At 57.2% G+C, this 21,235-nt stretch carries 23 protein-coding genes; 14 read left to right on the forward strand and 9 right to left on the reverse strand.

What is annotated here, in order from left to right; translation table 11 throughout:
- Positions 1 to 276: 276 nt before the first annotated feature.
- The 7 genes from ABO_RS07975 to ABO_RS08005 form a co-directional block, all read right to left on the reverse strand.
- A complete protein-coding gene (locus ABO_RS07975) occupies positions 277 to 996 on the reverse strand; it encodes a haloacid dehalogenase type II (RefSeq protein WP_050731510.1) in 720 nt (239 codons plus the stop codon).
- Between the two features lie 234 nt (positions 997 to 1,230).
- The gene (locus ABO_RS07980) at positions 1,231 to 1,476 is read right to left on the reverse strand and encodes a DUF2164 domain-containing protein (protein WP_011588819.1); all 246 of its coding nucleotides are present in this window, start codon (positions 1,474 to 1,476) and stop codon (positions 1,231 to 1,233) included.
- A 111-nt stretch (positions 1,477 to 1,587) separates the two neighbouring features.
- Positions 1,588 to 2,247: an NADPH-dependent FMN reductase gene (locus tag ABO_RS07985; RefSeq protein WP_035460301.1), complete on the reverse strand. Its 660-nt coding sequence runs from the start codon at positions 2,245 to 2,247 to the stop codon at positions 1,588 to 1,590.
- 668 nt (positions 2,248 to 2,915) lie between these two features.
- Positions 2,916 to 4,424 carry a fumarate hydratase gene (locus ABO_RS07990; RefSeq protein ID WP_011588821.1) on the reverse strand — a complete coding sequence of 503 codons (1,509 nt, stop codon included), beginning with the start codon at positions 4,422 to 4,424 and terminating at the stop codon, positions 2,916 to 2,918.
- A gap of 126 nt (positions 4,425 to 4,550) precedes the next feature.
- Positions 4,551 to 5,426, reverse strand: coding sequence for an alpha/beta fold hydrolase (locus tag ABO_RS07995; protein ID WP_035460300.1), 876 nt, complete (start codon positions 5,424 to 5,426; stop codon positions 4,551 to 4,553).
- Positions 5,426 to 5,704, reverse strand: coding sequence for an acylphosphatase (locus tag ABO_RS08000; protein ID WP_011588823.1), 279 nt, complete (start codon positions 5,702 to 5,704; stop codon positions 5,426 to 5,428). The genes ABO_RS07995 and ABO_RS08000 overlap by 1 nt, the downstream gene beginning before the upstream one ends.
- Before the next feature lie 14 nt (positions 5,705 to 5,718).
- Positions 5,719 to 7,008, reverse strand: coding sequence for a YihY family inner membrane protein (locus ABO_RS08005; RefSeq protein WP_041704962.1), 1,290 nt, complete (start codon positions 7,006 to 7,008; stop codon positions 5,719 to 5,721).
- 91 nt (positions 7,009 to 7,099) lie between these two features.
- Between ABO_RS08005 and arsC the strand changes: the two genes are divergently transcribed.
- The 9 genes from arsC (at position 7,100) to ABO_RS08050 (ending at position 15,204) form a co-directional block, all read left to right on the forward strand.
- Positions 7,100 to 7,453 carry an arsenate reductase (glutaredoxin) gene (gene arsC, locus ABO_RS08010; RefSeq protein ID WP_011588825.1) on the forward strand — a complete coding sequence of 118 codons (354 nt, stop codon included), beginning with the start codon at positions 7,100 to 7,102 and terminating at the stop codon, positions 7,451 to 7,453.
- Positions 7,454 to 7,460: 7 nt separating this feature from the next.
- Positions 7,461 to 8,054, forward strand: a complete 594-nt coding sequence (gene wrbA, locus ABO_RS08015; RefSeq protein ID WP_011588826.1) for an NAD(P)H:quinone oxidoreductase — start codon at positions 7,461 to 7,463, stop codon at positions 8,052 to 8,054.
- Entirely contained in the window at positions 8,054 to 8,398 is a 345-nt protein-coding gene (locus tag ABO_RS08020) for a DUF2069 domain-containing protein (RefSeq protein WP_011588827.1), read from the forward strand. Before wrbA ends, ABO_RS08020 begins: the two co-directional genes overlap by 1 nt.
- The gene (locus ABO_RS08025; protein WP_011588828.1) at positions 8,388 to 9,068 is read left to right on the forward strand and encodes an RDD family protein; all 681 of its coding nucleotides are present in this window, start codon (positions 8,388 to 8,390) and stop codon (positions 9,066 to 9,068) included. The genes ABO_RS08020 and ABO_RS08025 overlap by 11 nt, the downstream gene beginning before the upstream one ends.
- Positions 9,065 to 10,048 (forward strand): stage II sporulation protein M, encoded by a 984-nt coding sequence (locus ABO_RS08030; RefSeq protein WP_011588829.1) that lies wholly within the window; start codon positions 9,065 to 9,067, stop codon positions 10,046 to 10,048. The genes ABO_RS08025 and ABO_RS08030 overlap by 4 nt, the downstream gene beginning before the upstream one ends.
- Positions 10,029 to 11,540 (forward strand): DUF4129 domain-containing protein, encoded by a 1,512-nt coding sequence (locus ABO_RS08035; protein WP_011588830.1) that lies wholly within the window; start codon positions 10,029 to 10,031, stop codon positions 11,538 to 11,540. Before ABO_RS08030 ends, ABO_RS08035 begins: the two co-directional genes overlap by 20 nt.
- Positions 11,533 to 12,858 carry a DUF4350 domain-containing protein gene (locus tag ABO_RS08040; RefSeq protein ID WP_011588831.1) on the forward strand — a complete coding sequence of 442 codons (1,326 nt, stop codon included), beginning with the start codon at positions 11,533 to 11,535 and terminating at the stop codon, positions 12,856 to 12,858. Before ABO_RS08035 ends, ABO_RS08040 begins: the two co-directional genes overlap by 8 nt.
- A 70-nt stretch (positions 12,859 to 12,928) precedes the next feature.
- Positions 12,929 to 13,900, forward strand: coding sequence for an AAA family ATPase (locus ABO_RS08045; RefSeq protein ID WP_011588832.1), 972 nt, complete (start codon positions 12,929 to 12,931; stop codon positions 13,898 to 13,900).
- Positions 13,897 to 15,204, forward strand: coding sequence for a DUF58 domain-containing protein (locus ABO_RS08050; RefSeq protein ID WP_011588833.1), 1,308 nt, complete (start codon positions 13,897 to 13,899; stop codon positions 15,202 to 15,204). Before ABO_RS08045 ends, ABO_RS08050 begins: the two co-directional genes overlap by 4 nt.
- Before the next feature lie 12 nt (positions 15,205 to 15,216).
- Here the strand turns inward: ABO_RS08050 and ABO_RS08055 are convergent, their stop codons facing one another.
- On the reverse strand, positions 15,217 to 15,795 hold the full coding sequence (locus ABO_RS08055; protein ID WP_369751979.1) for an elongation factor P hydroxylase: 579 nt from the start codon (positions 15,793 to 15,795) through the stop codon (positions 15,217 to 15,219).
- Positions 15,796 to 15,839: 44 nt separating this feature from the next.
- On the opposite strand from ABO_RS08055, the gene ABO_RS08060 reads away from it, so the two are divergent.
- The 4 genes from ABO_RS08060 (at position 15,840) to ABO_RS08075 (ending at position 19,583) form a co-directional block, all read left to right on the forward strand.
- A complete protein-coding gene (locus ABO_RS08060) occupies positions 15,840 to 17,222 on the forward strand; it encodes an MATE family efflux transporter (protein WP_011588835.1) in 1,383 nt (460 codons plus the stop codon).
- A 128-nt stretch (positions 17,223 to 17,350) separates the two neighbouring features.
- Positions 17,351 to 17,617, forward strand: a complete 267-nt coding sequence (locus ABO_RS08065) for a DUF3649 domain-containing protein (RefSeq protein WP_035460288.1) — start codon at positions 17,351 to 17,353, stop codon at positions 17,615 to 17,617.
- Positions 17,614 to 19,236, forward strand: coding sequence for a PepSY-associated TM helix domain-containing protein (locus ABO_RS08070; protein ID WP_011588837.1), 1,623 nt, complete (start codon positions 17,614 to 17,616; stop codon positions 19,234 to 19,236). The genes ABO_RS08065 and ABO_RS08070 overlap by 4 nt, the downstream gene beginning before the upstream one ends.
- Positions 19,233 to 19,583 carry a DUF3325 domain-containing protein gene (locus ABO_RS08075; protein WP_011588838.1) on the forward strand — a complete coding sequence of 117 codons (351 nt, stop codon included), beginning with the start codon at positions 19,233 to 19,235 and terminating at the stop codon, positions 19,581 to 19,583. Before ABO_RS08070 ends, ABO_RS08075 begins: the two co-directional genes overlap by 4 nt.
- Here ABO_RS08075 and ABO_RS08080 read toward each other — a convergent pair.
- On the reverse strand, positions 19,580 to 20,068 hold the full coding sequence (locus ABO_RS08080) for a gamma-glutamylcyclotransferase family protein (protein ID WP_011588839.1): 489 nt from the start codon (positions 20,066 to 20,068) through the stop codon (positions 19,580 to 19,582). The two genes, ABO_RS08075 and ABO_RS08080, sit on opposite strands and share 4 nt — an antisense overlap.
- 426 nt (positions 20,069 to 20,494) lie before the next feature.
- On the opposite strand from ABO_RS08080, the gene ABO_RS08085 reads away from it, so the two are divergent.
- A complete protein-coding gene (locus tag ABO_RS08085; protein ID WP_011588840.1) occupies positions 20,495 to 21,181 on the forward strand; it encodes a hypothetical protein in 687 nt (228 codons plus the stop codon).
- The last annotated feature ends 54 nt before the right edge of the window (positions 21,182 to 21,235 follow it).

A 21,235-nucleotide genomic window follows, 5' to 3' on the forward strand; every position in this document is an offset into this window, starting at 1 on the left:
GAGCGTCCGGGTAGCCCACAGGCCTTCATTACTGTGACCCCAGGAAAGCCTGCCGATTGATCTCCGCGCCCCAAGGACGGGGCGGGGCTCCCCGGACCCCTTTCTTAAAAGCAGGCACGCGCATGTGTGTGTTTTGCAGGAGCGGTGGCTCCACCGCGAATACGAGCTACCCCTTCTCCAAGCAAAGAAAACCCCAGCCGAGCCCCTCTACAACAAAGGCCCGAACCGGGGTTTCTGATGGACTAGCCGCCAGCGGCATACTGCCGCCGGCCTGGCTTATTTGGCATTCATAATATCGGCCAACTCACTAAGATCCTTGATCACGTAATCCGGCTTCTTGGCTAATGGATACAGCGCTTTACCCGGCCGATCCACAAAAGCCGTTTGCAAGCCTGCCTCTTTTGCGCCAGCCACGTCCCAGCCATGGGCCGCCACCATCAAGGCTTCTTCTGGCTTCACACCCAACTGTTCAAGTACCCACTCATAAGCGCGCAAGTCCGGCTTGTACACCTTGATGTCCTCGATGCTATAGCGGGCATCAAAGAAGTCCGTCAGCCCCGCATTCTCAAACTGAGTCTTCACCCCGTTGTTAGACGAGTTGGTGAGGCTAACGATCTTGAAGCCTTGCTCGTTCAATGCCGTCAGCCCCGGCTTCACATCAGGATGCGGCGGCAGGCTGAGAATGGTGGACACAATGGCGTCCTCCGCCTTTTCTTCACTCAAGGCAATATCGTTGTTCTCTGCCACCATCAGCAGCGAGGCAACGCCGATCTGGCCAAAGTCGTGGTATTGCCCGGTTACCGTGGTAACCAGGGAGTTGTGCAACATGGTCGAAAACCACAACGGCAACAGCTCTTCATTGCCACCCAGCGCGTCACCCACCGAAGACCGCATGGACTCCAAATCCAGTAGGGTTTCGTTCACATCAAAAATGATGACCTTGGGCTTAGGCGGTTCACCGCCTACCGTAGCGCCTTGCGGGGTCGTGTCAGCCATGGCGTTGCCTCCAAGAAAGAAAAGGACCACAAAAAGGGGGAATGTCTTTAACCGGCATCGGGGCATAAAAGGTACCTCAGGGGGGAGTCAATGCATGTGCTGCCAAGCCAGCAAATTTAAGGCCAGCCTGTGTTGTGGGAGGGGCCTTCGCAAGGAAAGTTCCCGAGATTGGCTGATACCTCCCTAACCCACAGCAAAGCTGACCGTCGTAACGAAGGCACTGCCGCAATCGCCCTACACTTCTGGCTTCTCCAGCTCCTGCATCACATAACCCACCTCATCCATCTTCTCGGTCAGCACCTGCTGGGCATCAAAAAGGCCACGGTTATAGAAATGCGGCCCCAGCTCCGTGGCAAAAAAATCAATCAAGAACTCCGCCTCGAACCCGCCGATTTCCTGCTGGAGTTCGTCTTCAAAGTACGCTTTTATCTTGCTGACCATGCGGGCTTTTTGGTCTTGGCTGAAGGTGATTTCTGTCATGCTTTACTCATTGCCGAAGAGGCTTTCGATGCACGGGCAAGAGCAGCCGTTAGCTCCTCACTCATCACTCGTGGCTTTCCAACGCCCTGAGTCCACTTTACCGACTAAACACTAGGGCGCATTTCGCTCGGAAGGCGTTGTTTTGAAATCCCGAACCATCTTGTGCGGATCGACCTCATCAGCATACGCTTTCGCGGCTTGAGCCCACCAGATTAGTTGATTGAACGTTCTACCCAAATAATCGAACCAGGATTCCTTATCCTCCCCCGCCTGTAGCGCGCCATTTTCGGCGAAGACGTCTTGTGCTTTCGGCACATGAATCATCGCAGAAACAGGAAGGCAGCCCAGTTCCGAGAGAAATGTACGCATACCGACAGCCGCACGCATTCCGCCCCACTGGCCGGCTGAATAGGTAACGATTGCACTGGGCTTATAGGAAAAGAGCGAACTGCCAAAGTGGTTGAGCAAATTCGCCAACGCTGGACTCATGGAGTGGTTATATTCCGGGCTGACCATGATATAACCATCGGCAGAGGCTATTTTTTCGGCCAGCGTATTGAGTGCCGGCGGCGCCTTGCTCTTCAGGTAAGAAAAATGCGGCTTAAACACCGCCTCCATGGGGTAATCCAGCGCATCAATCAACTCCACCTCATGCCCCGCACATCGCTCATTCAGGCACTCAAGGCAGGCCTTCGCCACCCTCTCTCCCAAGCGAGCAGGCTTAGGCGGACTACTATCACGAACCGTGCCCAAAAAAATCAGGAATTTCATTGATACGACTCCCTCTATTGAATCATCGGGGCCAACTCTTACCATCGCCCCCCTAAAGCACGGGGTAAGGCCTGACCCATTGATCTCTTGCATCGTCTAATTTATGCGCACCCTGTTGTTGCAAAGAGGAGTGCCCAAGAGCTGAAACGGGGTTCTCTTTTCCCGAAGAACGACCTGCTACTGTACGCCATTTACCTTTAGTGTCAGTAGTCTGACGTTCTCCCCCCTATACAGTTACGCAGAAGAGATAAAGGCCTTCGTTTTGTAGAAGGGCTAGGGGGGGGGGAAATAGATACTGGTTGATCTAGAAAATCCCTAGATGTGCCGTAAGAGGTGAGATTTACATTTTCAATTGTTATGACTTTACTAGAGCTGTTCGTGAAATAGATTTCCTCGACCTCTTCAATTTGGTCATTAAACTTCCTGTCTTTCCATGAAATCTTTACTTTCTTACCTTAATGAAAACGCCAGCTTAATGTGTCATTATTCAAATTCGAATATTGAAAGATAAAAACCAATAAATCAGCTAGTTACAAGCTTCCCCGCTAGCGCATTACTCAATATTTTGCCTTCTTCTTTTGCCTGAACCAATACAACGGTACAGAAAGCTCGCCCACAAAAAAACCGCGCAGTTGCGCGGCTTTTTTGTGTCGAGAGTGTAGTACGTACTACGCGCTCTTTTCAGCGATCTTCTGTTTCCAGATGACCGGACCGGTTTTGTGTACCGATTCGCCGGTGGAATCTACCGCCACGGTGACGGGCATGTCTTCCACTTCGAATTCGTAGATGGCTTCCATACCCAGATCTTCAAACGCCGCTACGCGGGATTTGCGGATGGCTTTGGAGACCAAGTAGGCAGCGCCGCCCACCGCCATGAGGTATACGGCCTTGTTGTCCTTGATGGCTTCGATAGCGGTGTCGCCACGTTCGGCTTTACCCACCATGCCGATCAGGCCGGTTTCTTCCAGCATGGTGCGGGTGAACTTGTCCATGCGAGTGGCGGTGGTAGGGCCTGCTGGCCCGACCACTTCATCACCCACCGGATCCACCGGACCTACGTAGTAAATAAAGCGGTTAGTGAAGTCCACGGGCAGCTTTTCGCCTTTGGAAATCATGTCCACCATACGCTTGTGGGCGGCATCTCGGCCGGTGAGCAGCTTGCCAGACAGCAGCAAGGTGTCGCCCGGTTCCCAGGTCTGCACTTCTTCCGGGGTCACCGTGTCCAGGTTCACGCGCTTGGCGCCTTCGTCATTACCCCAGGCGATGTCCGGCCATTCTTCCAGATCCGGCGCTTTCAGGTCTGCCGGGCCGGAGCCATCGAGAATGAAGTGGGCGTGGCGGGTAGCCGCACAGTTAGGGATCAGGGCTACAGGCTTGTTGGCCGCATGGGTGGGGTAATCCACCACTTTCACGTCCAGTACGGTGGTCAAGCCACCCAGGCCCTGGGCGCCCACACCGAGGGCATTCACTTTTTCGAACAGTTCCAGGCGCAGCTCTTCAGAGCGGGTTTGGGCACCACGGGCCTGTAGCTCGTGGATGTCGATGGGGTCCATGAGGGATTCTTTGGCGATCAGCATGGCTTTCTCGGCAGTGCCGCCGATACCAATACCGAGCATGCCCGGCGGGCACCAACCGGCGCCCATCTTGGGAATCTGTTCCAGCACCCAGTCCACCACGGAATCAGACGGGTTGAGCATGGCGAATTTGGATTTGGCTTCGGAACCACCACCTTTGGCCGCCACGTCGATTTCCAGAGTGTCGCCGGGAACGATGGAATAGTTAATCACCGCAGGGGTGTTGTCCTTGGTGTTGGCGCGTTTGCCGTCCGGGTCCGCCAGCACCGAGGCACGCAGGACATTATCCGGATGGTTGTAGGCGCGGCGCACCCCTTCGTTAATCATGTCATCCAGGCTCATGTCGCCTTCGATAGTGACATTCATGCCCACTTTGGCGAACACGGTTACGATACCGGTGTCTTGGCAGATGGGCCGGCGGCCCATGGCCGCCATGCGGGAGTTAACCAGGATCTGCGCCATGGCGTCCTTGGCTGCCTTGCTCTCTTCCTTTTCATAGGCTTCTTTCACCGCGCGGATGAAATCCACCGGGTGGTAGTAAGAGATGTACTGCAAGGCATCTGCCACGCTCTGAATCAGGTCATCCTGGCGAATCACCGTCATGGGATTACTCCTGCTGGGAAAATAGGGGCGCGTAGTATAGCGCAGAGTATGAAGGGGGCGAAAATCAACGGTGGGAACGCCAGGATTAGCCGCCCCCCTGCCACTCGCCTCATTAACGCAGTGTCTTCATTCGCACTGGGTATTATTAAGCAACCGAATCAGATGGTGATTGACCGCTTCTGGCTGCTCCAGGTGCAGAAAATGCCCGGCATTGGGCAGTACCTGAAGCTCCACGCCGCCACTGAAGTCACTTTCAACAAGGGTATGTTCCAGCAGCTTGGGGCTCATGCAACCATCGTTTTCGCCGATTAAAATTTGGGTAGGCGTAGCGATATTCAAGCCTAACCAACCCCTAACCTGACGGTGTTCTTTTTTCCACACTTTGAATAATGACCGATACCAAGACAACGCAGCGGGAATTACCCCCGGTTCAGCCAAGGTGTGCTTGGCATTGTCCAGATAAAGCCCCGGCTCCCAATCCGGCGACCAGCGTTGCCATAACGTTGTCACGCCATCCAGATCACCTCGCTGGAGCCAGGCCTCCGGTGCCAGCGGCAGCTGGAAAAACTGCATGTAGCCGCTCAATAACACCTGTTCCGGTACCTTTAGCAGGGCTTGGGGAATGCGACGGACCGGCGGAATAGCCAAGGCACTGAACGAACAGAAAGTCTCCGGAGATTGAGCACAGGCCAGATAACCCACCACGGCGCCCCAGTCATGGCCTATTAAATGCACACGCCCCCCTAACTGGGCGGCAAACACCATCAGGTCATCCACAGCGGCATACAGGGAACAGTCGCCATTGCCCGGCTGGCAGCCGGGGGAGTAACCGCGCAGAGCCGGTGCGATAGCCGTATACCCCGCATCCGCCAAGGCATTAATCTGCACCGCCCAGTTTTCGTAGGTATCGGGAAAACCGTGTAGCAAAATAACCGGCTCGCCATTACCGGCCATCAAGGCAGGAAAACGCAGATCACCATTGACCAGCTCAACCTGTTTCATCACGTTACCTCAAAGTGCGTGGAACGGGGGCCATCGTCATCATTATTGCCCTCTTCCACCAGAATTCTGTCCACCTGTGCCAAGGCCGGGCCTTGATGCATGGCATTGAGCATGTCGTCCACTGCATCGGCTTCGCCCTCTAGCAGAGCCTCCACCCGGCCATCAGCACAGTTACGAACCCAACCCGTGAGGTTGCGACGGGTGGCTTCCTGCCGGGCCCAGGCCCGGTAGCCTACACCCTGCACAATGCCACTCACCAGTACATGCTTCGTCGTCATGGTTCTCCCCGTGGTCAATCGTTGCGGCCCTGTTGCTCAGGGTGCCGCTCTTTCTCTGCGGATGGAGCACTGAACAATGCATCCAGACTAATATCCAAGGGCGCCATCATGCCTTCGCGGGCCTCATCCATGCGTGACTTTAATGCTTGCTCCCATGGTAATGACTCGGGCTGTTGCCTAACCCTTAGCTGGGTATGCGCTGGCCAAGGCAGCATGGCTACCAATTGGCCCAGCGATATATTACGCAGATCGCGGCTGAGGATGTAGCCGCCCTCGTCAGTGCGTCGGATTAAATTTGCGTTCACTAATAGATTGCGAAATTCATCCCATTGGCTGATACCCGATTCCTGCATCACTTGACGAATTTCTTTGCTGCGCAGCACCTTGCCGCTCTGTTGACGCTGCCAGAAAACATTAAGCAAACGCACTAGGGCATGCATGCGTGGCACCTGGCGCTGGTGCTCCTGAAACACCACTAATGCCCGCACCAGTTCCGCACCACCGAGCACAATGGTCCAGGAAATATAAATCCACAGCAGAAATACCGGCACGGCAGCGAAGGCGCCATACACCACCTGGTAACTGGGAGCCTGTTTGATAAAAAAGGTAAAGGCCCCTTTCGCCAATTCGAACAATAGCGCCGCCATCGCCGCCCCTAACACGCCTTGGCGAAACGGAACCGTGGTGTTGGGCACCACCGTGTACATAAGTGTCAGCATGGCGGTGGTGAACAGGAACGGCAGCACAGCCAGCCACAATCGCACCCCGCCCAGATAACTGACCGTGTCACTGAAAATAGCCTGCGAGGTGAGATAGGAAGTGATCGCCAGACCCAGACCCAGGCAAATCGGGCCCAGTGACAACAGAGCCCAATACATCAACAAGCTGACCAACCCTTTACGCGGCGTCTGCACTTTCCATATACGGTTCAGGGTTTGCTCGACGGTACTTAGCATTAAAACTGACGTCACTACCAAGAACACAATGCCCAGCACGGTGAGGTTGGTGGCCTGTTTGGCGAAGGACTGCAGGTGATCGAGCAGCATGTTGCCCGCCGAGGGAACAAAATACTCAAACGCCCACTCTTGGAGTTGGGCGCTCTTGCCTTGCAGCGCGGGCACGGAGGAAAGCACCACAAAACTCACCGTCATCACGGGAACGATGGCAAACAATGTGGTGTAGGTTAGCGCCGCAGCACTCTGCCGGCAGCCATCTTCATTAAACTGGCGCACCAGCAGCACAAAAAATGCCTTAATGGAATTGAATCGGGCCTGCACTGGAATTACCGGCTGTTCATTCTCCATACACTTCGCATCCTTTCTCATTGACCCTACCCTTGCCACCACCCCTGTGCAGCTTACAATGACAGCGTTACGACACAGGATATGCAATCTCATGAGCGACTACACTATCTTCCACAATCCACGCTGCTCCAAATCGCGGCAGACTCTGGCGTTACTGGAAGAAAGGGGTATTACCCCCATCATCGTAAAGTATCTGGACGATATTCCCGATGCCGCCACCCTGAAGAGTCTCATCACCAAGCTGGGATTCACCCGTGCCCATGACCTGGTACGCAACAAGGAGGCGGATTACAAAACCGCAGGACTCACCGCGCAGAGCAACGATGACAATGTGATTACCGCCATGACTCAGTACCCAAAACTGATTGAGCGCCCCATCGTCGTTAAAGGGGATCAGGCCGTTCTCGGCCGCCCACCGGAAAACGCCCTGACGTTATTGGACTAAATCGCCCATGACCGATTATGTACTGGTGCTTTATTACAGCCGCAACGGCAGCGTTGCCAACCTGGCACAACAGGTGGCTCGCGGTATTGAAAGCACCGCAATGGAAGCCCGCCTGCGCACCGTTCCCGCGGTATCTGCTAACTGCAAAGCCAGTGAACCGGCAATCCCGGATCAGGGTGCGCCCTACGCCACACTGGATGATCTGGCCGGGTGTCAGGGTCTGGCTCTGGGCTCCCCCACCCGTTTTGGCAATATGGCCGCGCCGCTGAAATATTTCATTGATCAGACCAGCGAGCTGTGGATGAACGGCTCCCTGATCGGCAAGCCTGCGGGCGTCTTTAGTGCCACCGGCAGCTTGCACGGCGGTCAGGAAAGCACGCTGCTTTCCATGATGACGCCTTTATTGCACCACGGTATGGTGCTGGCCGGTGTTCCTTACTCCGAAGCCGCCTTGCTGGATACCCAAAGCGGTGGCACACCCTACGGTCCCACCCATGTTTCCGGCAGCCAGGGCGACCCGGCACTGACCGAACACGAAATCACCCTGGCACGTGCACTGGGCAAACGCCTGGCGTTATTGGCCCGCCAACTGAAGGCTTGATGATGAACCTCGTTTTACTTCGTATTAGCTACGCCCTGCTTTTGCTTGTCGGCATCAGTGGCCTGTTCACTCTGGCGCCGCCAGATGCCCATATCGCTTCCAGTGTGATCATTGCACTAGTGTTGTACCTGCCGCTGTTCCTCATGATTCCTGCAGTGATTAGCGGGAACCGTCGCCAAGCCACTTGGCTGTGCTTCCTAATACTGTTTTATTTCTGTGGTTATGCGATCCAGCTTCTGGATCCACCCCCGGTCCGTACCCTAGCCATAGTCAAAACTACACTCACCGTCATGGTCTTTGTGTTTGCCGCGCTGCAAATTCGTCAGGGCCAGAATGCTGATTGATGAACGTCTGGAAGTAGAAACACCAGAAGGTGCCATGCTCAGCCTGTCGCTGGCCGGGCCGGTGCCTCGGGCACTGGCCTACGCCATCGACTTGGCCATTCGGCTGGTGATCTACGGAGCGCTTGCCGCTATATTCGCGGCCCTGGGCAAGGCCGGCATGGGGCTGCTGCTGATTCTGGCCTTCGTGCTGGAATGGTTTTACCCCACCCTGTTTGAGGCCTTTCGTCACGGACAAACTCCCGGTAAAAAAGCCATGGGCATTGTGGTGGTCCACGCTAATGGCAGCCCCTTGAGCTTCAACGGCAGCCTGATTCGCAACCTGTTGCGCACCGCCGACGCCTTTCCCCTGTTCTACCTACTCGGGTTTGTCTGCACCCTGATGAGCCCTCGTTATCAGCGGCTTGGTGACATGGCCGCCAATACATTGGTTATCCACGTGGAAGAGACACCCGCAATCAGCGAGCATCGCCGTGGCGAAAGCCAGGCCCCGGACTGGCCGTTGAATCGTGATGATCAGCTAGCCTTGCTGGCATTCTATGAGCGCCATGAACAATTTTCTGACGCTCGCCAGCAAGAGCTGGCATTGCTGGTTTACCCTGAATTGACACCGGCCCAAGCATTACAACGCCTAAAGGCCGTCAGCCGCTATCTGGTGGAGGGCCCAGCATGAAACAGGCCCGCTTTGAACAACAATATCGTTCGCAATGGCAGGCACTGGAGAACCAGCTGGAGCAGCTTGAATCACTGCACGTAAGCAAGAAGAACACGCTGCCCCTGAATACCTTCGTTACCGACTACCGCAAGCTTTGCCATCAACTGGCCCTAGCCCGCGAAAGGGGCTACAGCGTTCAGCTGCAACAGTTCCTCAACAACCTGATGCTCCGCGCCCATCGTCAACTGTATCGCTACAACCCCTCACTAGCGGATCGTATCGGTACCTTCATCGCCAGCGGCTTCCCCCAAGCAGTCCGCCGCCAGTGGCGCTGGCATCTGGTCAGCGCCCTGACCTTCGTGCTGTCTATGGCGTTGGTATGGGCACTGGTGCATCAACAACCAGAAATGATCTATTCTGTGGTGGACGAAGCCAGCATTACCAGCCTGGAAAGCATGTACCAGCCGGATAACCAGGCGGGCATGAAGAGCGAGCGCAGCGGCGATGACGATGTAATGATGTTCGGCCATTATATCCAGAACAATATCGGCATCGCCTTCCGTACCTTCGCCAGCGGCTTGCTGTTAGGCGTAGGCGCGCTGGTGGTGATGCTGTTCAACGGCAGCTTCTTTGGCGCCGCCGCCGGGCACTTAATCAACGTGGGTGCCCAAGAACCCTTCTTCACCTTTGTGATTGCCCACGGCGCCCCAGAGCTTACCGCCATTGTGCTAGCCGGTGGCGCGGGACTACGGCTTGGCTGGGCCATTATTGCTCCCGGCCCCTGGTCGCGGTTGGACGCCCTGCGCCTGGCGGCCCGGGATGCGCTGCCCACCATGTACGGAGTGTTTGCTCTGTTACTGCTGGCGGCCTTTATTGAAGCGTTCTGGTCACCACGGGACCTGGCGGCGGCTATCAAATACAGCGTGGGCGCAGCCTGCTGGGTCCTTTTGTATCTGTATCTTTTCTTCGGGGGGCGGGATGGAACTCGAGAAGGCTAGCGCTCGTCTAGCGCCGCGCACCCCCTGGCAGGCAACAGATCTGGGCACGCAGTTCTACCGCCATTGGGCCGGGCCCATTACCGCTGTGTGGCTGCTATTTACCGCGGTGCCGTATGCCCTACTGCTAACACTGGCCGCGGTGGGCAACAGCCTCTGGCCGCTCTTCGTATTCTGGTGGCTCAAGCCCCTGTGGGAGCGGCCTCTGTTGGCCTTTTACAGCCATGCCCTGTTTGGCGAAACCCTCACCCTGAAAGCCTTGCTTAAACGCTGGCCCAGTTACGCCCTGCCCGGACTGGCCGGCCAGCTCACTTGGCGACGCCTGAGCCCCCTGCGCAGTTTCAATGCCTGCGTGTGGCAACTTGAACAAGTGAAAGGAGACACCGCCAGCCAGCGACTCAAAGTACTCAACAGCTACCCGTCCAATCGGGGCGGCATGCTGACCCTGCTGATACTGCACCTGGAACAGTTCATGACCTTCGGGCTAATGGCGTTGCTGTACATGCTGGTGCCCTGGCAATTCAACCTGGAGTTTAGTGATTGGTTCTATGAACAAAGCGCATTACAACTGGCTATCTCCGGGCTGTGTTTCTATCTGGTGCTGTGTGTCACCGAGCCCCTCTATGTAGCCTGTGGCTTTGCCCTCTACTTGAACAAGCGCACCTGGCTGGAGGGCTGGGACCTGCAACTCGGACTCTCCCGGCTGGGAGAACGCCGCCGCGCGGCCAAAAATATCATCGCCACCCTGCTGGTATTGATGTTGGCGGCACCGTTTATGGAACCCGCTCAGGCGCAAACAGCCGCCTCAAGCACCACAACCAGCGAACAACAACAAGTGATCGAACTGCTGGCCAGTCCAGACTTCATGCCCCTGGAAGAGCACACCGAACGGCAGTGGATAAACCGGGATAACAGTGACTCCGAAAGCTGGATGGAAAAACTCTGGGAGTTTCTGTTCGATATCCTGGACGGTGATAAAGTCGATACGTCCAGCGCCCCCGTGAATATTCCTGATGCCCTGTTATGGGCGATTTTCTGGACACTGTTTGTGGCACTGGCGCTGTGGTTGATCGTCAAGGTTGCCAACCAGTTCGGCCTGCGCAAGCATCACTCAGACAAACGCCCGGTCATTCCCACCCACGTGGCCGGGCTGGATATTCGTAACCGCAGCCTGCCTAAAAACCTGAACCGGGCCGTAGAAGAGGCACTCAAGGCTGGAGATACCCGCGCCGCTCTCGCCGTACTGATGCGTGCCACCCTGGCCGGTGTTCTGGCACGCTACCCGGTGCCACTGGCAGCAGGCAGCACCGAGCAGCAATGCCTGCGCACCCTGCAACAGCAGCACGGCAACCCACTACCCATTGACTACCTGCAACGCCTTACCCAGGCTTGGATCAGCACCGCCTGGGCCCACCGTCCGGTCAGTGACGAACAGGTCCGCACGCTGGCACAGCACTGGCAGCAAATGGATCCGCTGGAGGCAGACCATGGGTAAAACCGCCCGGCTGCGCCGCGCCTTTCCCTGGCTACTGGCTGCCCTGTTGCTTGCCATGGTCTCTGGCTACTACGCCCTCACTGAGCCAGTCACCTACATGAAACGGGTGGCGCCGGACAGCAGCATTACCCGCAACCCCTATAGCGCCGCCCAGCAATGGCTGGCACAACGGGGCCAGCCCTCTAAACGCATTCTCAGTGCCGCCGCCCTATTCCCATTGCCAGACACCCGCACCACCCTCGTGATCGATAAACACCGCGGCATGCTCACCTCTAACCAAGTTAACGCTCTGCTTGAGTGGGTGCAGGACGGCGGCAAGCTGGTAGTGGAGGGGCGCCCTCTTCCTGGCATACTCGACACATCTGACGCTAGCGCCAGCGACTGGCAAGATAACGATCCGTTGTTATTCGCGCTAGGCATCACCGTGTGGGACTCTCCGGTGCCCAGTGACGCTGGGCAAGAAGATGCAATACGCGATCTGCTCATGGCCCTGCCGACTTTTGTCGACAGCCCACTGCAATATTGTCTGCATAGCGACAACGAAGCACTCCGCGAAGATTGCGCACGGCTAGCCTGTGATGCCCCACCAGAACCCACACCGCTGACCTTGCATGTGAGTGACAACGAGCCAGATCGCCGGGTGCAATTATTCAGTGACTATGTGATTTGGCACGACAGCTGGGACGAGGAAGAAGGCAACGCCCCGCACCTGGAATGGCCGGTGGAAATCACCGGCTACGCAGATAATGATTACGGCAGCCAGCTGGTACAACTGAGCCTTGGCAGTGGGCAAATTTCCGTGCTAACCGATTTGAGCCTGTGGTCCAGCGAGCGGCTGCTCTACTTCGATCATGCTTGGCTGCTGGCCTGGCTTACCGGCGCAGAACCCGTGTGGTTTGTCCGCTCGGTGGCCATGCCGCCCCTGGCCCAGTGGCTGTGGCTAAAAGCCCCGGCGCTGGCGTTTGCCCTGCTAATCTTGCTGGTTCTGTGGCTATGGCATCGCATTCCTCGCCAGGGGCCACGGCAGCAAGCCCGCGAAGAAAGCCGCCGTGATTACCTGAAACACCTGCACGCCAGCGGTTACTTTCAGTGGCGCACCAACCAACAAATGGCCCTGCTGGCAGAGCTGCGCAAACAAGCAGAACAACAGCTGCTCCGTTTCCATCACCAACGCAATAAGGCTCTGGCGCTGGCGGCAAAAGCGCTGTCGGTGCCAGTAAAAGAACTGGACGCGGCACTACAGAGCCAAGCAGACACCCGAGACCGGTTCACGCAGCAGGTCTCATTATTACAATCGCTGAAAAATTGCCGTCACTGATGCCGGTTCCAGCGGTACAGTGGCGCGGACAACCACGCCAACGTCAGTTAAAACGTAAAAGGACAACAATATGAGCCAACCCGCCACCCTCGCCGATGCGGCCGCCTTGGCCCACGACATTGAAAGCCGGCTCAATCAGGTGCTGATTGGCCAACAACAGGTTGTCCGTGAAGTGCTCATCGCTCTTATTTCCGGCGGCCACGTGCTTATCGAGGGCGTGCCCGGCTTAGGCAAAACCCTATTGGTACGCAGCCTGGGGCGGGTACTGGAGCTAGACTTTAACCGCATCCAGTTCACCCCGGACCTGATGCCCACCGACGTGACCGGCCACGCCATGTACGACCAAAAGACCGAGCAATTTCGCATCCGTCGCGGCCCGGCCTTTACCCAGCTGCTGTTGGCGGATGAGATCAACCGGGCACCGGCAAAAACCCAAGCAGCCCTGTTGGAAGTGATGCAGGAGAGGCAAATCACCATCGAAGGCAAGGCCTTCACCCTCAGCGAACCCTACATGGTGCTCGCCACCCAGAACCCGCTAGACCAGGAAGGCACCTACCCGCTGCCAGAAGCGGAGCTGGACCGTTTTCTGTTCAAAGTGTTGATTGATTATCCGGCTCACGATGATGAAACCCGGCTGGTGAACATGGTGCTCGACGGCACCATCCGCGCCAGCTTGGATGTGGAAAGCCTGATCCCGGCCACCGATGCGGCCGGCTTGCAGGCCATGAAATCGCTCAGCAACGACGTACTGATCGACGCGCAAGTGCTGGACTATGCCCTGCGCATCGTCCGCGCTACTCGCGACTTCAACGGACTGACCCATGGCGCTAGCCCCCGGGCCAGTATTGCGCTTGCCCGGGCGGCCCGCGTGCATGCCATGTTCGAAGGCCGTGACTTCGTCACCCCAGACGACATCCAGCAGGTCGCTCGCCCCGTACTGCGCCATCGCATCCAACTCAGCGCCGACGCAGAAATCGAAGGGCAGACCCCGGAGACGGCACTGGCCCGCCTGCTGGACCAAGTGGAAGCACCGCGGCAATGAAGCCAGCCCCACGCCTGCTCCTCGCCGTGGCCCTCTGGGCCTTGAGCGCGATCTCGCTGCTGTTTTTCAGTGGCAACATCGCCAGCCTGCTGTGGTGGGCAGCGGGTGCTGTACTGGCGGCGTTCGCCCTGCTCGACTTGCTGCATGGCTGGCGCCGCCCGCCTCCAGCAGCACAGCGCATCGTCCCCAATGCCCTGTCCGTTCAGCAGCCGCATCCCATCAAGGTACGCATCACCTCCGCCGATCTGCCCGCAACCGTCACCCTGGCAGACCATCACCCCGGCGACGACATGCTAACCGGTCTGCCCTGTCAGCTTGCCCGGGCCGAGAATGAGCTCACCGAATTCACCTACCATTACCGCCCCAGCCGACGTGGCCCGGTAAATTTCGGTGATCTGGAATTCTGGTTTCCCAGCCAGCTGGGCTTCTGGTCACTACGCAAAATTTGCCCGGCCCGTTGCACGGTGCCGGTCTACCCGGATTTTTCCCGCCTCAGCCAAACCCAGCTGGATGCCAACCATTCCTTTCTGCTCACCGGCACGCGGCTCAAACCTCGCCGTGGCGAAGGCATGGAGTTTCACCAATTACGCGAGTACCACCCTGGCGACAGCCTGCGGCAGATCGATTGGAAAGCCACTGCGCGCCGCCGCAGCTTGATCAGCCGGGAGTATCAGGATGAGCAAAATCAGCAAGTACTAATCATGCTCGATGGTGGCCGTCGGCTGGGCATGCCGGTGGGCAAACTCACCGGCTTCGACCATGCGCTGAATGCGTCACTGCTGCTAGCCTGGAGTGCGCTCAAACAAAAAGACAAAGCTGGCGCCATGTTGTTCTCCGGCGATCAACCTCGCTGGCTACCACCGGTACAGGGGCAAAATGGCATCAACCATTTGCTCAACGGGCTGTACGATTTGCATCCCAGCCGGCATGCCAGCGACTTCAGCCTGGCAGCGCGTCAGCTGGTGCGTCATAGCCGGCGAAGGGCGCTAGTGGTGCTGGTAACACGGCTGCAGCACGAAGACCGGGATGATCTGCTCAGCGCGGTTGGTTTAATGCGCCGCCATCATCTGGTGTTGATCGCCGATATGCTGCTGCCAGAGCAGGAAGCCCTCGCGCGCCAGCCGGTGGAAGATTTTGATCAGGCGTTAACCCTGTGTGCCGATGCCCAGGAACAAAAGCAACGCCAGCAGCTGCACACCCGCCTGCGCCACGCGGGCGCCTTGGTCACCAGCGCCACGCCCCAGAACATGCCCCAGCAGTTGAATCATTTATATCTGGCACTGAAACGCAGTGGCCGGCTTTAGTCGGATTACCGCCTACGAAAACAAGCACTGCAGCGCTTGCTGCAAAGATATGCCCTCGCGCCCATACGCCTGCGCCAGCACATCACACCAGCGGGCCGGCCGCTCAGGAAGACCTTCAGCCAACAAGCGCTCTGCTTTTGCTTTTACCTTCACCGCAAACGCCGTTTCATCGCCGCCCTCACCATTCAGGTTATCCAGAGATACTCGGAAGGTGTGCCCACAGGCAGCACAGAACAAGGCTTCAAGCGCCTGGGGGTAAACCTCTACCTGCACAAACTGCGCCTGTTGATCCGCGCTGCGGCCATCCGGTGCATACCAATAACCGTAGTCTTGTTGCTGACGGCGTACCGGGCCCGCCACGCACCAGTGGGCGATTTCGTGTAAGGCACTGCGGAAGTAATCGTGGGTATAGCAAATGCGATGAGGGGAACCGGGCAGGTACACAGGCTCAGCCGCGCCCCCTACTAACAGCGTGTCGTGGGAATGAAAAAAAGTCGCCCGGAACAGGGTTTCCAGATCACCACTGGCGTACACCTGCAAGGCAGTTTGCGGTATGGTAGCCGCCGTCTTGCGAACCTGATTCTGTTCTATTTCGTTCACCACACCCGTTCCGCTTACAACAGTGGCACCTGCCTATGTTATCCCGCCGTCAAGAGCTTGCCGCCCAACTCACCCTCGCATTGCCAATTCTGGGTGGGCAACTGGCACAAACGGCCAACGGCTTTGTGGACACCATGATGGCCGGCCGTGTTGGCGCCAATGATTTGGCGGCGGTGGCCGTGGGCGCCAGCATTTGGGTGCCCCTGTTCCTGTTCATGACCGGCGTACTGATGAGCGCCACCCCAATACTGTCGCGCCATCTCGGCGGCAAAGCTTATCACCGCATTAACCCCCTCGCCCAGCAGGGCCTCTGGTTGGCTCTTGTGCTAGGGGTTCTTTGCGCACTTATTCTACGCAGCATTGCTCCGTTATTGGTATGGATGGACGTGGATCCGGCGATCCGACCCATGGTCAGCGGCTACCTGGATGCGCTTAGCTGGGGCATGCCTGGCGCCGCCATTATGCTGGCGTTGCGCAGTTATACCGAGGCCATGAACCATACCCGGCCGGTGCTGCTAATCAGCGTAATCGGCCTAATGATCAACATCCCTAGTAACTATGTGCTGATCTACGGAAAACTGGGCTTCCCAGCCATGGGGGGAGTCGGCTGCGGTTGGGCCACCTCACTGGTAATGTGGTCCATGGCAATAATGATGATGGTCTATACCCATCGCCACCCGGTGTATCAGCATGCACCATTGAATCTGCGACAGCGGCATTTCGAGCGCGCCAATCTAGCCTACATGCTGCGGCTGGGCTTACCCGTAGGCCTGTCAATTTTCTTTGAGGTAAGTATCTTTGCGGTCATTGCCCTTCTCATCGGCAGCCTGGGGGCCCAGGTCGTCGCCAGCCACCAGATCGCGCTCAACTTCACCTCCCTGATTTTTATGGTGCCGCTGAGTTTCGCCCTGGCCGCCACCGTTCGGGTGGGTCACGCCCGAGGACGCAGCGATCAAAACGGTATTCGCGTGGCCGTGCAGGTGGCCATGGCAATCACCCTGGTGGTGGGCATCACCGCCGCCTCCAGTCTGGTGCTGGCCCGGCACTGGATTCCCCGTATTTATACCGACAACGGCTCGGTGATTGCACTCGCCAGCTACCTGTTGTTGTTCGCGGCCCTGTACCAGATCTCGGATGCATTGCAGGTTTGCGCCAACGGGTGCCTGCGCGGTTTCGAAGATACCGGCTGGCCCATGGTAATGACATTGCTGGCCTACTGGGGCATCGGCCTGCCCATCGGGTACGGCCTGGCATTAACTGATTGGTGGGTCGAGCCCATGGGCCCTGCCGGATTCTGGATCGGTCTGGTAGCGGGCTTGACCAGTGCCGCCGTCTTCCTTGGCTGGCGCTTGCGTTGGCGGCTCAAGCAACCGCTATCAGAGCCGGAAGTGTCAGCCTCTACCCCCTTCGCGTCCTGATCGAAAAGTTCGCTGTTCTTACAGTCTTTACACTCGAATGTCGCTGCGGCGCCACATTTACATTTCCTTTGCAGTTTGTTTGTAGATAATAACAATTCTCATTATTGTTGGCTTGTTTCTACATACTTATGACACCTTTCTCAATTACTTCACGCATTCTGGCTGCAGCTTTGGGTGGTTATGGCCTTGCGTCCCTGGCAGCCATGGCGCTGGCCGTGATATTACCAATGGCCCGCGATCAGGCCGTGATTATTGGCATCATGCTATCGCTCCTACTTTACTCTGCAGCAGCTATTTGGGCGTTTTGCGCACGTTCCAGCTGGCTGGCATGGGCCGGCATTCTCCTTCCTGGCCTGCTCTTTGGCGCCTTGTATTTATGGGGCACTGCCGTATGAATAAGTCATTCCGACAATCCATGGCCTGGCTACACACCTGGGCCGGCTTGTTACTTGGCTGGTTACTGGTGGCCATTTTTATTACTGGCACCAGCGCCTATTTCCGGGAAGAAATTACGCTGTGGATGCAGCCGGAAGTACATGATTCCACCCTGCAACCGGGTACGGTCGAGCTGGCGATGGCAGCCCTGAATGCCAAGGCGCCGGATGCCAAATCCTGGGACATCAACTTGCCGGGCCCCCGTCAGGCCGCCGTCGAGTTGCGCTGGCAACCCGCCAAACAGCCGAAAAACGGAGGCCGTCAGCGTGGCGAACAGATGCTCATGGATGCGGATAGCGGCGAGGTCGTTGCACCACGCGCCACCCGCGGCGGCAACTTTCTTTACCGTTTCCATTTTGAGCTGTACGGCATCGACCGCCTGTGGGCCCGATTGCTGGTCTGCCTGGCCACTATGTTCATGCTGATTGCCATTATCAGCGGGGTGATTACCCACAAGAAAATCTTCAAGGATTTCTTTACCTTCCGGCCGGGCAAGGGGCAGCGCTCCTGGCTGGACGCCCACAACGCTACCGCGGTACTCGCACTGCCCTACCATTTCATGATCACCTATTCCGGCCTGCTGCTGTTTATGACCCTGATCATGCCCTGGGGCATCGACGCTGCATACGAGGGAGATCGGCGTGCCTTCTTTTCTGAGGTGTTTTCCCGGGGAGAAACCCCGGCGCGTCCTGGTGCGCCGGAAGAAATGCTGGCAATCGGACCATTGATCGAACAAACCGAAGCCCGTTTCGGCAAACCGGTAGAACGCATCCAGATCACCAACCCCAATCGGGACAACGCGCAAATTACCTTGCAGGTAGACAGGGACCCGGCGGTCACCGATCGCCAGCGCGGTGGCGATCCAACGCAAGTATTCCAGGGTAATACCGGTGACCTGATCGACACGCGTATCCCCGCCAATGATCCGGTGTCACCGGGCTGGCGGATCTATAATTTCTTTACCAGTGTGCACATGGCTCGCTTCGCCGACCCGCTAACCCGCTGGCTGTTCTTTCTGTTCGGGGTCGCCGGCTCCGCCATGACCGTGACCGGCATGCTGCTGTGGGTGAGCAAACGCACCCAGCAATTACGCCGGGATCAGCAGCCCGATCGGGCTCTGAAAATGGTGAGCGGACTGAACATGACCTCCATCACCGGGTTGATGCTGGCCATCGCCGCCTACTTCCTGGCCAACCGTTTGTTACCGGTCACGCTGACTGCTCGCGAAGACCGCGAGATTCAGATCTTCTTCATTGTTTGGCTGATGTCACTGGTGCATGGTCTGCTGCGTCCTAACCGCCAGGGCTGGATTGAGCAGGTCGCTGGCGCCTCGCTACTCTGGCTTGCCATACCCGTAGTCAACATCTTCACCACGGCGTCGCACCTGTTTACGCCTCTGGCCTGGCAACATGCAGCCATCGCCAGTTTCGATCTGGTCTGCCTGATCCTTGCTGCTTTGGGCGGGTATACCCTGTGGCGCTTGCAACACAAACCGCTGCCGGCAAAAGCTCGCCGTACCCGTACGCCGCGCGCCGCCAACACGGCCAGCAGTAAGCAACCTGCCGGAGACACCCCATGACGATGGTCCCGCCACTGTTTCTTGCCCTCGCTCTGGCCTATGCCGGCTTGACCAGCCTGTCTCTGGCCATGAAACGCCACCATGACCAGGTCATGGGTCGCAAGTTGCAACCGGAACGCGTGCGCTATTACCGATGGCCCGGCTGGTTGCTGTTGTCGTTATCGTTGTGGGTTACGTTGACGATCTGGCCCCTGGGATTGGCGCTTTTTATGTCCGTGGGGCTGGTGGCAATAGCCGGCCTGCCACTGGTGTTTTTACTGCCGTATCGCGCACAGTTAGCAGGACGACTGGCTATCGCCTTGCCCGTGTTGGCCATGCTGACCTGGTCGACGGCGGTGCTGGCTTAGGGCGTAGCCAGGGTGGGTGGAAAATCATCCACACAGCTTGTGGCCAGCAAGTGCCGGTAATAATCGGCACTAAGCCAGGGGCGTCCACTGAGCAGGTGATTCAGATACCAGCGCTCCGGACGAAGATCATCGGCTTGCCACTCGGTATTAGCGATATAAACCCAGGTGTGCCGCTCGCCCTCATCAGTCTGCACCAACAGTCGCTCACGGCAATAACGAGTCGGGTGGCCCTCGAACGGGTCCATACGCTCGATTTCCCGGTGGTCCCATAATTGGTACAAGACGCCCTGCACTTCCGCCCCGTCATGGTCCGCATTCACGATGTTCGCGTAGGCAATCCCTTCTTTACCATGGGCGCGCTTATTGAATGCCAGTTGCCAACCGGGTAATTGCGCCCGTAACGATTGCCGATAGCGCATGCCCCGCACCGCCATTCGTGCCGGGTTCATGTTCGAACCATAGGCAAAGTAATAATCACACTCCACACATCGCTCCTAATGATTGCTTGACGCCGGATGCCCGACGACGACGTAGCCTGCATTCAAAACCTGAAAAACTTAAACCTCGGTCGCCATGCTCTTTGCGCAAAACACATTACCCGATTACTTTCTGAATAATGGCCCTCCCTCAAAAAGAGGCACCGCACTAGCAAGATCTTCTAAGCCTAAGGGGTTTTACGTCAGACATCCGGCCCCGAGCGTTAGGCAAAATGCGGAACATGGCTGCCAGCAAATATCACCTACAGGCAGGCCCCCGCTTACCCACTACCAGCCCATTTTACCCTACGCAAACCGGTTATCTGCACCCGCTTGCATGGCACCGCATGACAGGCTAACGTGAATTAACGGGCCGTGCCGAGCGATTTACTGAGATCGCGCTCACGCCCTAAGGTAACGTACCGGGAGAAGCCCATGACTCAGGCGAACCGGCAACACCCAGGCGGAAACAATGTTGTTTCCTTCCCTCCACGCCGCAAAGCGGCCAAGCCCCCTATTTTGCGTTTATCTCCGGAATACGATGGCATCGAGCTGCTATATGCCAACGACCACCACCCCGACAAATTATTCTCTTTAAAAGTGCTCGCTTGGGCGCGACTGGCCAATGGTGACACCGTAGCCATGGTTCCCTGGCTCAAGGAGCCGGTCACCGCCATGGCGCTGGCTGATCCACTGAATGGACGCTGGGAAGGTTACCGACTACCTGGCAGCGATTATTTGTTTGTCAATGCGCCTGAACATAAGGTTAAAGAGATGGATGCCGCCCTGTCGTTTTTCGGCAAGCCCCAGCCCGGCGAGCAAGCTATTCAGGAAATCCCTGACACCATCGGCACCCATGCGGTGTTTTCCGACGATGATTTCCACACCATTAGTCTCATGGAGGTGGTCAGCTGGAAGCTGTTTGCTGATGGCACCCTGTCAGCCATGGTGGCACAAGAAAACGACCCGGTTGAGACACCGATTTTGCCCGGTGCAGAATGCCTGACCACAGCACAGTCGCTACCGGCCTTTCGCTATTTCTTCCAGCACGGCATAGCCAATAAATTGAAGGAGAGAGACCCGGAAGCGCTGGCGGCAGTGGCTATTCTGGCGAAAAGCTGAACACTGCCGCGCGGTATTCGATGAAATGATGAGCGCTAATTGAACGCGTTGCAG

The organism is Alcanivorax borkumensis SK2, assembly GCF_000009365.1.
Lineage (GTDB): Bacteria > Pseudomonadota > Gammaproteobacteria > Pseudomonadales > Alcanivoracaceae > Alcanivorax > Alcanivorax borkumensis.

Bases quoted from the DNA above. Each gene is read 5' to 3' on its own strand.
- ABO_RS07990 (WP_011588821.1), bottom strand. From the start codon at position 4,424: ATGACGGTGATTCGCCAGGATGACCTGATTCAGAGCGTGGCAGATGCC.
- ABO_RS08020 (WP_011588827.1), top strand. From the start codon at position 8,054: ATGATGAACCTCGTTTTACTTCGTATTAGCTACGCCCTGCTTTTGCTT.
- ABO_RS07995 (WP_035460300.1), bottom strand. From the start codon at position 5,426: ATGAAACAGGTTGAGCTGGTCAATGGTGATCTGCGTTTTCCTGCCTTG.
- ABO_RS08050 (WP_011588833.1), top strand. From the start codon at position 13,897: ATGAAGCCAGCCCCACGCCTGCTCCTCGCCGTGGCCCTCTGGGCCTTG.
- ABO_RS08000 (WP_011588823.1), bottom strand. From the start codon at position 5,704: ATGACGACGAAGCATGTACTGGTGAGTGGCATTGTGCAGGGTGTAGGC.
- ABO_RS08045 (WP_011588832.1), top strand. From the start codon at position 12,929: ATGAGCCAACCCGCCACCCTCGCCGATGCGGCCGCCTTGGCCCACGAC.
- ABO_RS08035 (WP_011588830.1), top strand. From the start codon at position 10,029: ATGGAACTCGAGAAGGCTAGCGCTCGTCTAGCGCCGCGCACCCCCTGG.
- ABO_RS08085 (WP_011588840.1), top strand. From the start codon at position 20,495: ATGACTCAGGCGAACCGGCAACACCCAGGCGGAAACAATGTTGTTTCC.
- arsC (WP_011588825.1), top strand. From the start codon at position 7,100: ATGAGCGACTACACTATCTTCCACAATCCACGCTGCTCCAAATCGCGG.
- ABO_RS07975 (WP_050731510.1), bottom strand. From the start codon at position 996: ATGGCTGACACGACCCCGCAAGGCGCTACGGTAGGCGGTGAACCGCCT.
- wrbA (WP_011588826.1), top strand. From the start codon at position 7,461: ATGACCGATTATGTACTGGTGCTTTATTACAGCCGCAACGGCAGCGTT.
- ABO_RS08075 (WP_011588838.1), top strand. From the start codon at position 19,233: ATGACGATGGTCCCGCCACTGTTTCTTGCCCTCGCTCTGGCCTATGCC.
- ABO_RS08025 (WP_011588828.1), top strand. From the start codon at position 8,388: ATGCTGATTGATGAACGTCTGGAAGTAGAAACACCAGAAGGTGCCATG.
- ABO_RS08060 (WP_011588835.1), top strand. From the start codon at position 15,840: ATGTTATCCCGCCGTCAAGAGCTTGCCGCCCAACTCACCCTCGCATTG.
- ABO_RS07985 (WP_035460301.1), bottom strand. From the start codon at position 2,247: ATGAAATTCCTGATTTTTTTGGGCACGGTTCGTGATAGTAGTCCGCCT.
- ABO_RS08030 (WP_011588829.1), top strand. From the start codon at position 9,065: ATGAAACAGGCCCGCTTTGAACAACAATATCGTTCGCAATGGCAGGCA.
- ABO_RS08065 (WP_035460288.1), top strand. From the start codon at position 17,351: ATGACACCTTTCTCAATTACTTCACGCATTCTGGCTGCAGCTTTGGGT.
- ABO_RS08005 (WP_041704962.1), bottom strand. From the start codon at position 7,008: ATGGAGAATGAACAGCCGGTAATTCCAGTGCAGGCCCGATTCAATTCC.
- ABO_RS07980 (WP_011588819.1), bottom strand. From the start codon at position 1,476: ATGACAGAAATCACCTTCAGCCAAGACCAAAAAGCCCGCATGGTCAGC.
- ABO_RS08040 (WP_011588831.1), top strand. From the start codon at position 11,533: ATGGGTAAAACCGCCCGGCTGCGCCGCGCCTTTCCCTGGCTACTGGCT.
- ABO_RS08070 (WP_011588837.1), top strand. From the start codon at position 17,614: ATGAATAAGTCATTCCGACAATCCATGGCCTGGCTACACACCTGGGCC.